Annotated in this window: 14 protein-coding genes; all 14 read right to left on the reverse strand. The window is 58.4% G+C overall.

Translation table 11 applies throughout. From position 1 onward, the window contains the following. Positions 1-30 precede the first annotated feature (30 nt). The gene (locus AADW57_RS11460; protein ID WP_341667032.1) at positions 31-1,770 is read right to left on the reverse strand and encodes a methyl-accepting chemotaxis protein; all 1,740 of its coding nucleotides are present in this window, start codon (positions 1,768-1,770) and stop codon (positions 31-33) included. Between the two features lie 20 nt (positions 1,771-1,790). Continuing rightward, the gene (locus AADW57_RS11465; RefSeq protein WP_341667033.1) at positions 1,791-2,231 is read right to left on the reverse strand and encodes a hypothetical protein; all 441 of its coding nucleotides are present in this window, start codon (positions 2,229-2,231) and stop codon (positions 1,791-1,793) included. After that, entirely contained in the window at positions 2,231-3,658 is a 1,428-nt protein-coding gene (locus AADW57_RS11470) for a methyl-accepting chemotaxis protein (RefSeq protein ID WP_341667034.1), read from the reverse strand. The genes AADW57_RS11465 and AADW57_RS11470 overlap by 1 nt, the downstream gene beginning before the upstream one ends. A 64-nt stretch (positions 3,659-3,722) precedes the next feature. Further along, the gene (gene flgL, locus AADW57_RS11475; protein ID WP_341667035.1) at positions 3,723-4,982 is read right to left on the reverse strand and encodes a flagellar hook-associated protein FlgL; all 1,260 of its coding nucleotides are present in this window, start codon (positions 4,980-4,982) and stop codon (positions 3,723-3,725) included. Between the two features lie 35 nt (positions 4,983-5,017). After that, entirely contained in the window at positions 5,018-6,721 is a 1,704-nt protein-coding gene (flgK, locus tag AADW57_RS11480; protein WP_341667036.1) for a flagellar hook-associated protein FlgK, read from the reverse strand. 107 nt (positions 6,722-6,828) lie between these two features. Then, on the reverse strand, positions 6,829-7,794 hold the full coding sequence (flgJ, locus tag AADW57_RS11485; protein WP_341667037.1) for a flagellar assembly peptidoglycan hydrolase FlgJ: 966 nt from the start codon (positions 7,792-7,794) through the stop codon (positions 6,829-6,831). After that, a complete protein-coding gene (locus AADW57_RS11490) occupies positions 7,794-8,936 on the reverse strand; it encodes a flagellar basal body P-ring protein FlgI (protein WP_341667038.1) in 1,143 nt (380 codons plus the stop codon). The genes flgJ and AADW57_RS11490 overlap by 1 nt, the downstream gene beginning before the upstream one ends. A gap of 13 nt (positions 8,937-8,949) precedes the next feature. Next, entirely contained in the window at positions 8,950-9,636 is a 687-nt protein-coding gene (locus AADW57_RS11495; protein WP_341667039.1) for a flagellar basal body L-ring protein FlgH, read from the reverse strand. Between the two features lie 15 nt (positions 9,637-9,651). Continuing rightward, positions 9,652-10,437 (reverse strand): flagellar basal-body rod protein FlgG, encoded by a 786-nt coding sequence (gene flgG / locus AADW57_RS11500; RefSeq protein WP_341667040.1) that lies wholly within the window; start codon positions 10,435-10,437, stop codon positions 9,652-9,654. Positions 10,438-10,473: 36 nt separating this feature from the next. Then, positions 10,474-11,223 carry a flagellar basal-body rod protein FlgF gene (flgF, locus tag AADW57_RS11505; protein ID WP_341667041.1) on the reverse strand — a complete coding sequence of 250 codons (750 nt, stop codon included), beginning with the start codon at positions 11,221-11,223 and terminating at the stop codon, positions 10,474-10,476. An 8-nt stretch (positions 11,224-11,231) separates the two neighbouring features. Then, on the reverse strand, positions 11,232-12,440 hold the full coding sequence (flgE, locus tag AADW57_RS11510) for a flagellar hook protein FlgE (protein WP_341667042.1): 1,209 nt from the start codon (positions 12,438-12,440) through the stop codon (positions 11,232-11,234). Positions 12,441-12,495: 55 nt separating this feature from the next. Further along, a complete protein-coding gene (locus AADW57_RS11515) occupies positions 12,496-13,182 on the reverse strand; it encodes a flagellar hook capping FlgD N-terminal domain-containing protein (RefSeq protein ID WP_341667043.1) in 687 nt (228 codons plus the stop codon). 19 nt (positions 13,183-13,201) lie between these two features. Next, a complete protein-coding gene (gene flgC / locus AADW57_RS11520) occupies positions 13,202-13,606 on the reverse strand; it encodes a flagellar basal body rod protein FlgC (RefSeq protein WP_341667044.1) in 405 nt (134 codons plus the stop codon). A 12-nt stretch (positions 13,607-13,618) separates the two neighbouring features. Beyond that, positions 13,619-14,035 (reverse strand): flagellar basal body rod protein FlgB, encoded by a 417-nt coding sequence (gene flgB / locus AADW57_RS11525; RefSeq protein WP_341667045.1) that lies wholly within the window; start codon positions 14,033-14,035, stop codon positions 13,619-13,621. Positions 14,036-14,133 lie beyond the last annotated feature (98 nt).

Consider the following 14,133-nt stretch of genomic DNA (forward strand, 5'->3'; position numbering starts at 1 on the left):
ACCCATGCCGAGTCTATTTACTAAGGGATTTCAACTATAGGCAGGACGCCCCAAAAACCCTGCAGAACCGGTTTCCAGTTGCTCTGGATCGCGCTCGGGCATATCAATGACGTCGCCCTCGTTGATTTTAAACTGCGCGACGGCCTGGGCCAGACGCTCCGATTGCGACTGCAACGAACCAGCAGCCGCTGCCGCCTCCTCGACCAGCGAGGCATTTTGCTGCACCACAGCATCCATCTGGGTAACTGCCACATTAATCTGCTCGATGCCCGAGGTCTGCTCCTGGGATGCCGAGGAAATCTCGCTCATCAAAGTCGTGACGCTGTTGACCGCGCGCACCACATCCTGAATGATCTCGCCCGCATTGGCAACCTGCTGCGTGCCGGTCTTGACTTCGTCCAGCGACGCTTCAATCAGGCCCTTGATCTCTTTGGCTGCCTGGGCGCTGCGCTGGGCCAGACTGCGTACCTCACCTGCCACCACGGCAAAGCCTTTACCCTGCTCACCGGCCCGGGCCGCCTCCACCGCTGCATTCAACGCCAGGATATTGGTTTGGAAGGCGATTCCGTCGATAACATTGACGATATCAGCCACTTGACCGGAACGGGTCGAAATCTGATTCATGGTGTTGACCACCGCCCCGACCGATTCGCCGCCACGACGCGCAACGCTGGCAGCATTCTGGGCCAGCTTGTCGGCCTGGTTGGCATTGTCCGAGTTCTGGCGTACCGTGCTGGCCAATTCTTCCAGACTGGCGGCGGTTTCCTGCAGCGAAGCGGCCTGCTGCTCGGTACGGGAACTGAGATCCGTATTACCCGCAAAAATTTGTCCGGAACCCGACGATATTTCATCCACGCCTTCACGCACTGTAGCCACAATGCCTTGCAGGCTTTGCTGCATGCGGCGCATGGCGTCATACAGCACGCCGATCTCGTTGCCGGACTGATAGCTTATTTTCTGGGTCAGGTCGCCATTGGCGATATGGTCAAAATGCAAACCGGCTTCCCGCAAGGGCTTGAGCGCCAATCTGCCCAGGAAAATGCGCAGCACGATCATGATGATCAACCCCAGGATCAGACCGGTACCGATCACCACCAGGGCCAGCATGGATTGTTGTTCGGCCTGCTCCAGATGACGCTCGGTCAGCAAATCGAAATAACGCCCCAGCTCCTCGATGCTTCCCTGAAATGCCAGGGCGCGCATCACACCGAATCCGGTACTGACAAAGTAGAACGTGTTGTAATCCTGGCTTTCCAGCGCCTGCACCATAGGCTCGATGCCATCGTCCAGATACGCCTGATAGGAGGCGACCAGGCCCATGATCAGGCGGCGCAACTCCGGCTCGGGCGGCATATCGGCACGCAAGGCGCTAAAGTTCTTGCGCACCTTGTCCAATTTGTCGGTAGCATTGCGCACCGCCGCCTGGGCATTGCTCAACATACCGTCATCGTTGCCCGCTTCCTCGAAATAACGAGCCGCAGTCATCAAGGTGACGCGCGCCTCCATCATGTCATTGCTCAGGTTGAGCACGGTGACCGCACGTTCATTCTGTTTGCTCAACACCCGCAGCGACTCTCCATTTTGCTGCAGATAATAGGCCGACAGCCCCCCCACCAGCACGATGAGCAACATAAAAATGCTCATCCCCAACATCAGCATGGTGCTGATCTTAAATCCGGTGGGGCCAGCGTTGCGGGACCGCAGTTCTTTCCTTGTAGCGCGTTTCGATTGCCGAGACGCCGATTTGCTTTTTTTTTGATTACCCAACATGGATAGACCCAATTAGTAGACTATTGGCTGACCGGCAGAATTGTGATCATGTCCGAATCCGGGGATTCGATAGTTATAGAGCCGGTCGACCTGGTGGGAGCTTGTTCGCGATAGGTAGGCGGGATATTGCTGCGCTTGACCACCTGCTGGAAACGCCCGGCGGCATCGAAACGCAACCAGAGTTCCTGACGGAAATACACCGCGTCGGTCGCCAGTGTGGCACCGTGAAGCCAGACGGCCAGCTCACTGCCGTCCAGTTGTCGATACACCTGATGCGGCGGTGCCTGCAAAAACACCTCGGCCTGTGCGCGCGATGTCTGACCAGGCACCATCTGATTCAGGCCCGAGGCCTGAAAGGAATTGCCCTGCGTTGCGCAGGCCACCAGAGTGGCCAGCATGATAGTGGCCACCGCCTTGCGGGCCAGCCCCCCGGCCCAGACGCGCACGCCAATCGCCGCCATCAAAACTCCTCCCAATCGTCGTCTGATGCAGGCGCGGACTTGCCGCTCAAGTCGGGACGCCGCAAGCGCTGATCTTCGCGCTCGGGGGCCGGTGCCTTGGCAGTGCTTTTGTCAGTTGCAGTCGGGGCAGCCAAGCCTTTGGCCTGAGGAGCTGGCTTGGCCGCGGCGCGGGCCTTGCCAGGCAAGGCCGAACCGGGACGAGTCTCTCTGCCAGTGCCATTGGCAACGGCCCGGCGGGTGGCGACACGACGCGCCTTGACATCGATGACTTCCGCGCCAGGCACCCGAAACGAAGCAATCGCTTCATTCACATGATTGACCTGCTCGCTCAACCCAGCCGATGCCAGCGCGGCCTGTTCGACCAGACGCGCGTTGTACTGGGTGGTGTCATCCATTTGCGACACGGCCCGATTGACCTGATCGATGCCCGAAGACTGTTCGATGGTAGCGGCGGTGATCTCCCCCATGATGTCGGTGACCCGACGCACGGAGTCCACGATTTCCTGCATGGTGGCACCGGCGCGTTCCACCTGAGACGACCCTTCGGTTACCTTACGCACAGAATCTTCGATCAGGGCCGTAATTTCGCGGGCTGCCTGGGCGCTGCGTTGGGCCAGGGCACGAACTTCGGCCGCCACGACGGCAAAACCCTTGCCCTGCTCACCCGCACGGGCCGCTTCCACCGCCGCATTCAAGGCCAGAATATTAGTCTGAAACGCAATGCTGTCGATCACCCCGACGATATCGGAAATCTTGTTCGAGCTGGCCGAAATCCCTTGCATCGTCGCCACGACTTCGTTGACCGCGCTGCCGCCGCGATGGGCCACATCGGAGGCCGTGGCCGCCAGTTGGTTGGCTTGCTGTGCATTGTCGGCATTCTGGCGCACGGTGCCGGCCAACTGCTCCATGCTGGCGGCGGTTTCCTGCAAAGAAGCGGCCTGCTCTTCGGTACGGCTGCTGATATTGTTATTGCCTTGCGCGATCTCTTGGGCTCCGGCCTGGATTTCTTCCAAGCCGTGACGGATCACGCTCATGGTCTTGGACAAGGATTCCTGCATGCGGCGCAAGGAACCAAACAACTGCCCCACTTCGTTTTCGGTCAGCACGTGGATGCGCTGGGTCAAATCGCCTTTGGCGATGGCGTCAAAGTGAGTCGCGAAATCATCCATAGGGTGAACGACCCGACGCACAAAATACAGCAGCGCGCCCAGACCAGCCAAAATCGCCAGCACCAGCAACAAACCATAGCTGCTGTTGACCAATGTCTGGTGTTCCTGCAACAGCTTGAGCACCTGCGCGCCCGAGCTCTGATCGAGCAACGTATGGAAGTAATACAGCGTGGAACCCGCCGAAGCCAGCGTCAGAACCATCAGAATAACAACGAAGAAGGTCATGCCGACCTTGAGGCTCATATTCTTAAATAGCATAGAAAATTCCCGCTGATGATTCCTGGCTGCTGGTTGAGAAAAAGATCAGATCGACGGTGCGGCGTCACTTACTGTTGAGACTAAACAAATTGGTGCTCTGAATTTTCTGGAACGCCAGGGCGGCCGCTTCCAGAGCGGATTTGCGCAGTTCCAACTGCGTCGAGGCCTGGTAGTAGTCAAGGTCTTCCAACCGCGACAACTCCTGCTTGTAATTGATGGTGCGCAAGGCTCCGTTGGCGGACAAGGCATCGATCTCGTTCAAGCGGGTGCCGACAGACGAACGCACGGTCAGCACGTTGTCGTAGTTCTCTGAAACACGCTGAATGGCCGTATTCATAACGTTGCGCAGCGCAGCCTTCTCCACGGGATTCTGATCACTGGGGCTGCGCAACGCAGTAACGACCGAAGCCAGCGTAGTGAAAAGATTCATGTCGTTCGGATTGTCCGAGACGGCATTAACATCGACCGTATCACCGTCCGCAGGCGTGCCTTCGATCTGCACGCTGACACCGCCTGGCAGAGAAATGCGTTGCGTCTTGTCGGAAGGTGCCAAAGAGCCCGTGACCGGCATGGCAGGCGCGTTGGCCGGATCACCCACATAACCGACGCCCTGAATGGAGTAAGTCACTTGTGATGTTGCCGGGTCTACCGGGCCAAAGGTAATCGTGTAGCTAGTAAAGGCACCGTCGACGGTAGAGCTGCCATCCGGTCCGCTAATAATCGCCGTACCCGTGTTATTGGCCCCTACATGTGTAGTGTAGGACGTAGACCCTGGATTGGCTCGCACGAATACATCGAGTCCGCTGTCCGACGAGTTAATCTGTCGGGTCTGTTCAACCTGGATATTGCGCGGGTGCGAATCACCCTGATAATTGTAGGAAGCATCGAAAGGCTGAGTCGTTCCCTTGGAGCCAGAAAACAGATATTGGCCCGAACCGTCCTTGGCATTGGCAAAACCCAGCAAGGTATCCAGAGCGCTTTCCATGACCGTGGCCAATGTATTACGATCTGCATCGGACAAGGTGCCGTTGGACGCTTCCACCAGACGGGTTTTTACATCTACCAGTTGCTGGGTGACAGAATTAAGAATGTTCTCCGATTCGCCCAACGAGCGTTTCGCCACCTCGCGGTTTTCGCCGTAGCGCGCGTTCATGGCCTGCGCTTGCGCCAGATTGATGGTCTGGGCTGCCGCCAAGGGGTCGTCGGACGGATTGACCATGCGCTGACCGGAACCGATCTGCTGGAAAATCCGCACCAGATCAGACTGCTGCTTGTTAATGGAATTCAAGCCGGTCTGAAAAAAGAGAGAGGAACTAATACGCATAGCAGTTTTCCACGTTCAGTACAAAGGTGCCGCCATCAGGCGCGCAAGCTCAAGAGGGTATCGAACATCTGGGAGCTGATGTCGATCAGGCGGGACGAGGCGCGATACTGCTCTTGGAAACGCTGCAGCTTGATGTACTCTTCGTCGGTATTGACACCGGACACCGCTTGCTGCGCGGCATAGTTTTGCTGAATCAGCTTGAGTTGGGCCTGAGCGGCCGTGCCATTTTGCTGCGTCTGAACCGCCACGCGGTTGACGATCTGACCAAAGGCGTCGTTCAGGCTCAAAGAGCCCTCGCCCAGGACTTTTTCATTGCGCAGACCTGCCATCTTCTGAGCAATGTCGCCATTGGCCGTACCGGTGGCACCAGCGGCGGCGGCGATGTCCTGCGGATTCTTGATATTGACCGACAGGCTGCTGCCGGCCATGGCCGTCGGCTGCACCAGCCAAGTGTCGCCATCGGAGGACACTGCACCCAGCGCCGATACGTCGATATCCATGCCGTCTATCTTGTTGACGCCCGTGCTGCTCAATGGGCTGACGGTATCGGTGGTCAGGTTGCGCAACTGGAACTGGCCATTGACCTTCTCGATGCGATAGTCCTGCCCCGTCAGTTTGTCGACCGGCTGCGTATACCCCTTGCTGGGGTCGGCAGGATCGACCGGCTCTTTGGGGAAGGACACCGCCGGCATGGAGCCGGGTGTACTGTTGCGGCTATTCGCCACTACATGAGGGCCCTGGACACTGAAAAAATCCAGCCCCGCATCGCCTTTAAGATCGTAACCTTGACGATGCAGATCATTGACCGCATGCGCAAAACCCACAGCCAGACGCCCCAGGCTGTTGATGGCTGGCTCCAGGCTTTTTGAACGAAATGCCAGCAGACCGCCCAGGGAACCACCTTTCAGCGCGCCTTCGCGGAACTCATTGACCACGGCCTGACCGTTTTGGTCGAAAGCCGCTGTAAATCCCACCACCAGGCGTTCAGGATTTTGTGCTGAACGCACCGCATGCAGCGGATACACCTTGTCGCCGCCCAGCATCATCTGGCCGCCGGCCGAGGTCAAACTGATCCGTCCATCCTGCTCGATCGTGCGCACATCGACCAGTTGGCTCAGTTCGGAGACCAATTGCTCGCGTTGATCCAGAAGGTCATTGGGTTCGTGAAAGGGGTTGCTGCCTTTGGCCGTCACGATTTGATTGTTCAAATCGTTGATGCGCTCCAGATAGCTGTTGATCTGGGTAACCGTTGTATCGACCTGCGCATTGATGTTGTCGCCAACCCGCTTCATGTAGGCGGTGGCATCGTTAATCTGCGTGGCCAGGCTCTCGGCACGGCCCAGCAGCTCCTGACGGGCGGACGGATCGGCAGGTTGGGAAGCCAGTGCTTCCATGCCATCGAAGAACTTCTGAATAGCGGGACTGATGCCAACCGTACGGTCAGAAAACAGATTATCCAGCTGTTTGATTTCGTTGCCGTAGCTGACCAGGGCCGCGCCTTCGGTTTGCGACCGCACCAATTGGCGGTACAAGAAATTATCGTAGGAACGCTGCACTGTCACTGCCTGCACGCCCCGACCTATGTAACCGCTACCCGTACCGGTCGCTCCGGCGGTCTGCGACAGCACGGACTGGCGGTTATATCCGACCGTATCGGCATTGTTCAGATTATGACCCGTGACTTGCAAACGCTGCTGCGCAGCAAACAAGCCTGACAGACCCAGATTGGCGAGATTCATGCGAAATCCTTTTTGTCCTGCCCGGTCGACATTGCCTTGGGCAAAAAACGAACACTCTGTTGCCTTTTACGGCCGGTTGCGCCCAAGCTTTAGTCCGAAAACAAGGCTTAGCGCGTTCCTGCATCAAAATACGACATAATGGCGATCAGCTTTTGCGCATACGAAGGATCGGTTGCGTAACCGGCATCCTGAATGCGCTGCGCTGCCACTTCCGCGCTCGGTGCCTGCTTGACGGATTCGTAGCGCTTGCTGTTGCCGATCAGGCGGGCATAGTCCGAAAACGATTCTGCATACGAGTCATAGGCCCGGAAAGCTTGCTTGACCTTGCGGGCCACGCCATTTTCAAATTCGGTCGTCATCACCTCCACGACCTTGCCCTTCCAACCCGGCGAAGCCTTGATACCAAAGAGGTTATGGCTGGTGCGGCCATCGGCATGCAGAATCTCCCGCTTGCCCCAGCCCGATTCCAACGCCGCCTGACTAAGAATGAGTTTGGCCGGCACGCCGCTGTCCTGAGCGGCCACTTTGGCGGCCGTATTCATGCGGTCGACAAATTGGCGTATATGTTCCGGCGCGCCTGAAATAGACGAGTACACGCGCTCGACCGTGCTATTGCGCGTCAGCTTATGAATCAGGGCTGAAATGGACGATGCATCCACCGGACGCTCATCGGGCATGCGCGAGCGCAAGCCGGCCACACGCGAACGGGCCGCTTCAGGCTGCGAGGCCGCCGGTCCAGAAAGCTCGGTCGACTGGCCGCGCATCTGTGCCAGCAAGGCCTGGGCCAGCCCTATCCCAGGGTCGGCCAATTGCATGGCCAGTTGCTCATCGCCCATGCTCTGGGCCATGCGCACGGCTTGCGTATCGAACAAGCCACCTTGCGGATTGGCCGCCCGCGCCTGCTTGAGGATATTCTGGATGAACAAGGCCTCGAACTGGCGCGCCACCTTCAGCTGCGTGGCCTCGTTATGGCCGTCCTGGCCTGCGTTGCGACGCAACTCTGACAGTTGCTGCGAATCGAAGATGGACACCTGCCCACCCGAGCCGGGGCGTGGAAAATACTGCACACTCATCAGATGATCTCCAGATCGGCCCGCAAGGCACCGGCACTTTTGAGGTTCTGCAATATGGACAACAAATCCTGGGGCGTGGCCCCTAAAGCATTGAGCGCACGCACCACATCGGCCAGATTGGCGCTGGTGCGGACACGCTGCAAGGCCCCGCCTTCGCTGCGCATCTCGATCTGAGTGCTGTCGGTAACCACGGTTTGCCCGCCGCCGAACGGCGTATCGGGCTGGCTGACCTGCGGCTGACGGCTGATGACGACGGATAGATTGCCGTAGGCAATGGCCGCTTCATCTATCGTCACGCTGCGGTTCATGACCACCGAGCCGGTACGTGCATTAATGACCACACGCGCACGGGCTGGCGGCAACGAAACCTGTAGGTTTTCGATTTGCGACAGAAAGGCCGTCTGGGCCTGCGGGTCCAGCGGACCGCGCACCTGAATCAGGCGGCCATCCAGTGCCGTTGCCGTCGAAGGGCCAAAACGCTTGTTCAGCGCCGCCACCACATTCTGGGCCGTGCCGAAATCGGAGGTATTCATTTCCAGGTTGATCGTGCCGTCACGGGAATACGTTGTCGGCACGCTCTGTTCGACTGTCGCGCCACCAGGAATCGTTCCACCATTGAGCTGATTGACCTGCACACTGGAGCCGCCGGCTTCTGCGCCGGCACCACCGACCAGCATATTGCCTTGGGCAATCGCGTAAACCTGACCGTTAGCGCCTTTCAGCGGGGTCATCAGCAAGGTTCCGCCACGCAGGCTTTTGGCGTTACCCATTGATGACACCACCACATCCAGGGATTGCCCGGGTCGCGCGAACGCCGGCAAACGCGCCGTCACGATCACGGCGGCCACATTCTTGAGCTGCATATTGCTGCCCTGGGGAATGGTCACGCCCAGCTGCGACAGCATATTGGTCAGGCTCTGCTGGGTAAACGGGGCTTGGCGCACCTGGTCGCCGCTGCCGTCCAGCCCCACAACCAGACCGTAGCCAATCAAGGGGTTGTCGCGCACGCCCTGTATGGAGGCCAGATCCTTGATGCGTTCGGCCTGGCTAAGCGGGACAAACAACAGGCCCGTCCCCAGCACAGCGGCGCGCAGCCAGCGGACAGACGGGGAAAAGCGGAAACGACGAAAAGAAAGGGCCATGACTCGGTACGGCTTAGAATGGGGAGATATTCAGGAAAAAGCGCTGCAGCCAACCCATGGTCTGGACTTCGTCCATGACACCCTTGCTGCGAAACTCGATACGAGCATCCGCCACCTGAGTGGAGGAAACCGTATTGCTGCCGGTAATGGAACGCGGATCGACCACGCCGGAAAAACGGATATATTCGCTGCCACGATTAATGGCGATCTGCTTTTCGCCGGCCACTTGCAGGTTGCCGTTAGGCAACACACCCACCACCGTTGTCGTCAAGGTACCGCTGAACGTATTGTCGGCACGGCTAGAGCCCTTGCCCTGCGCCTTGTTATTACCCGTGACCTCGAAATTCTGCTTGGCCCCCAGCTCCTTGGGCAAAAAGGCCGGCACGCCTTCAAAATCCAGGCCGGCACCACCGTTGCGGTCCGTATTGGTAGACACGTTCTTGGCGGCGTTGGTGCGCTCCTGAATCATGATGGTGACGATATCGCCCACATTGCGTGGCCGTCGGTCCTCGAACAAGGGATAGTTGCCATAGGCCGAAGGTTGATAAATCGAGCCGTTTGCAATGGCCGTGGGCAAGGGTGCCGGCGGCGGTGCGGCAGTCAACGGCCCGGTCACCACGGGCTCGGGGGGCACCAGCGCGCAGCCCGACAGACCCAGCAGCAGGCAAACAGTAAAACGGCCCAGAAAGGCAATGCGCATCGTCGCCATCACCTTTTATAGCTGCGTCAGACGAGCCAGCATCTGGTCGGCCGTGGACACCGCCTTGCTGTTGATCTCGTAGGCACGCTGCGTACTGATCATATTGACCAGCTCTTCGGCCACATTCACGTTCGAGGTTTCGTTGTATTCCTGCATAACCAGCCCGGCACCATCAAGCCCTGGCTGCAGAAAGTTGGCCGGACCCGAGGCATCGGTTTCGATGTACAGGTTCTCGCCCATGCTTTGCAGGCCGGTGGGGTTAATGAAGGTGCTCAATTGCAACTGGCCGACTTCCACGCTGGTTCCGGCCGCGCCCGGCTGGGTGACGGACACGGTGCCATCGCGCGCAATCGTGATCTGCAAGGCATTGTCGGGGATATTGATCGGTGGCTGAATAGGATAGCCACCGGCAGTAACAAGCTGACCGTTTTGGTCCACCTGCAGGCTGCCGTCACGGGTATAGGCAAAAGTGCCGTCGGGCATTTCGACCTGCAAAAAACCGCGCCCCTGTATCGCCAGATCCAGCTCGTGGCCTGTGTTCTTCAGATCGCCTTGCGAATGGATGCGCTCGGTAGCCACCGTACGCACACCCGTTCCCACCTGCAGCCCCGAAGGCAACTGATTGGCTGCGCCGACCTGGGCACCGGGCTGGCGCAAGGTCTGGTACATCAAGTCCTCGAACACGGCACGCGTACGCTTGAACCCCACCGTATTGACGTTGGCCAGGTTGTTGGAAATAACGTCCATATTGGTCTGCTGTGCTTCCAGACCGGTCTTGGCAATCCACAGAGAGCGAATCATGAATAATCCTTGCTGCTAAAACCCCATCAACGGGGATCAGCCATTAAATGAAAGTATCGAGTTGGCGCGTTCTTCGCGGGCGCTGGCATCTTGAATGATCTTCATCTGCGACTCGAATCGCCGTGAATTGGCAATCATGGCCACCATGGCCTCGGCCGGGTTCACATTGCTTTTTTCGATAAAGCCAGACACCATGCGCACCGACGGATTGGCCGGTGCCGGTGTACCGTTGGCCTGACGAAACAAGCCATCCGGGCCACGTACCAGCTCCGCAGCGGGCGGATTGACCAGCTTGAGCTGCCCCACCATCTGGATGTCGCGCGGATTATCGCCTGCGCCCAGGGCCGTCAGGCGACCATCGCTGGAAAATGTAACCGTACCGCGATCCGGCACCTCGACAGGCTGACCATCCACGGTCAGAACCGGCAGGCCCGACTGGGTCACCAACTGATTCTGCACATTGACCGAAAGATCCCCTGCCCGGGTATAGGCTTCCTGGCCATTGGGCGCGCGCACGGCAAACCAGCCTTCGCCGGAAATGGCGACATCCAAGGCATGACCGGTCTCGGTCATGGCACCGGGCTGAAAGCGGCTGCCGGGCGTGACCGTAGCCGTCGCCACCCGGGTCTGCGAACCAATCTCGCTGACCACGGGCACGGAACGGTAATGCGCCATCTGTTCGCGAAAGCCCGATGTGCTCAGATTGGCCAGATTGTTCGTAATCACATCCTGTTGTTCCAGGATGCGCTGCGCGCCGTTCATGGCGGTATAGATCAAGCGGTCCATAACGACTCTTAACGCATGTTGACCAGCGTCTGCAGGACCTGATCCTGCGTCTTGATGGTCTGTGCATTGGCTTGGTAGGTGCGCTGGGCAATGATCATATTGACCAGTTCCTGGCCCATGTCCACGTTGGACTCTTCGACCGATTGTCCTTTAATGGTCGCCATGCCATTGTCACCAGGACGGCCCAAAATAGCCTGCCCCGAAGCCCCTGTCTCGGTCCAGGCATTACCGCCTATGGGTTTCAAGCCCTGCAGGTTGCTGAAATCGGCCAGCACCAGCGAACCCAGGCGCTGGGTGACGCCATTGGTATAGGCGGCCACGATGGTGCCGTCGCTGTCGATGGACATGCTGGCATATTCACCGGTGGTATACCCATCCTGATAAGGCTGGCCGGTCGCAAACTCGCCATTGAACTGGGTCGTGCCGGTATAGCGGATATCGAATGTCAAAGGATCGGCAGGCGAATTGGCACCGCCGGGGTTGGGCAGCGTAATCGACACCACGTCCGCACCGGCAGTGGTATTCAAACGGCCTGCCGTATCAAAGGTCAGTTGCGCCTGATGCAGCGCCTGCCCATCCTTGGCGTAATGCACATCCCACACGCTTTCGCCGGCACCATTGGCAGGTCGCTTCACGTAGTACTGCGTAATGTTGTGCGAATTGCCCAAGGAGTCATAGACCAGGTAGTTGAAGGTCTTGCTGTAGGTGGTGTCGTCTTGGGGGTCAAATGTAGTAGTAGGCGCAATACTAGGCGCATCGGCCGGCAGATTCAGCTTCAGATTCATGGTGGTCGTCGCCTTGGGCGCGATATTGCCCGAGGGCACCTGCAAACGCTGCAAGGCATTGGAGCCTTCGCCGTAACCCGTCAGGTAATAGCCCTGCGCATTGACCAGCATGCCTTCCTTATTCGGAAAGAATTGGCCGTTGCGCGAATACACAATCGCGCCGTTGGGCTGCTCCAGTCGAAACAGGCCATTGGCACCGTCGATGGCCATATCGAACTGATTACCTGTGCCGCTGACGTTCCCGACCGTGAACCGCTGATTGACGCGCGACACCTGCACACCCAGGCCGATGCGCGAGTTGGCATAAACATCGGCAAACTGCACTGTCGAGGACTTGTAGCCCACGGTGCCCGAGTTGGCGATGTTGTTGCCGATGGCATCCAGGTTCTGGGAGGCGGCATTCAAGCCGCTCAAGCCTTGTCCGAAGCTCATGAATATTCCTTTTGCTTAACCGTTGAATATGCCCTGTGCGCTGCGCACACGGGTCTTACATAATTTTGCGTATATCCAGCAGGGAGTAAGAACCTGCCAGGCCCAGATCCAGCTTCAAACCACCCGAGGTGTAATCCACACTGCCTACCTTGCCGTACGTCAGGGTTTCCGCCGTCACAGCCTGCCCATCATTGCTGGCCAGCACCTTGGTGGTATAGGCGCCGTCCGCCAAGGGCTGGCCACCGGTGTCCTTGCCATCCCACTCCAGCGCATACACACCGGCCGGTTTGGCACCCAGGTCGTACTCGCGCACCACCTTACCGCTGCTGTCCAGCACCTGAACCAAGGTGGAGCTGGTCGCGCTGGTCAGATCCACACCGAACGGCGTCGCCACTTTCTGGCCATCGGCATCGCTGCCCAGCCTGATCTTGGCACCGGGCACCAGAACCTCCTTGCCTATCATGCCGGCGGCCTGCATGGACTGTGTCACATCGATCTGCCCAGCCACGGCCATCAAGGTATTGTTCAATTGCGTGATGCCATTCACGGTGGACATCTGCGCAATCTGCGACGTGACCTGCGCGTTGTCCATCGGATTGAGCGGGTCCTGATTACGTAACTGAGTCACCAGCAAAGTCAGAAAACGGTCCTGCGTATCGGCCATCAGGCTCTTGTTCTGGGCATTTGCCATGCCCATCGCCGCCGCCGTGGCGGGATCAACGTTGTTATTGACGGTCGTCAAAATCTACTCCCTGGTCAAATTACTGGCCGATGCTCAAGGTGCGCATCATCAGATTCTTGGATGTATTGATGACCTCGACATTGGCCTGATAAGAACGCGAAGCCGCGATCATATTGACCGTCTCGGCCACCACATCCACATTGGGCATCATCACGTAACCTTGTTCGTCCGCATGCGGATTGCCTGGGTCATACTGCAAGCGCCCGGGTGCCGAGCTTTCGCGCACCGCCGCCACCTGCACGCCACCAACAGGACTCTGCCCCTGAGGAGCCAATTGAAAAACCACTTCGCGGGCCTTGTAAGGCTGGCCATCCGGGCCGGCCACGCTGTCCGCGTTAGCAATATTGCTGGCCGCCACGTTCATGCGCTGCGACTGGGCGGCCAGGGCGGAACCGGCGATCTGAAAAATGCTGAGACTGGACATGATTTCTCGCGCTTATTGCTGCAGGGCGGTCATCAGGCCTTTCAGGCGCTGCGACACGAGGCTGATGGTGCTTTGGTAATGCATGGTGTTGTCGGCAAACTGAATACGTTCAACATCCATTTCCACCGTATTGCCGTCGATCGAGGGCTGCACCGGCAAGCGATATAACAACTGATCGGTCGAAGGCGGCGTGATCGCCTTGGCGGGAATATGGCGCGCCGACGTCAACGACAGGCTGGTGTCGGGCAGGCGCGGGGTGCCGCCCGTGCCCAACGCTGCTTTGAGGGTCGCCGCAAAATCCATGTCGCGCGCCTTATAATTAGGCGTGTCGGCATTGGCGATATTGGAAGCCAGCACTTCCTGGCGCTCCTGGCGCACAGCCAGGGCGGTTTGGTAAAACTTCAGGTCAGCACCGATACGATCGATCATGGATTCAAGCGGAAGTCACTATAGCGTTAGAGGTCAGGAGAACAGGCGTACGCCTTTCACCGGCATAACAGCATGGTAGCCAGAGGCGCGCCGCCACA

This window comes from Alcaligenes sp. SDU_A2 (assembly GCF_038237375.1).
Classification (GTDB): domain Bacteria; phylum Pseudomonadota; class Gammaproteobacteria; order Burkholderiales; family Burkholderiaceae_B; genus Alcaligenes.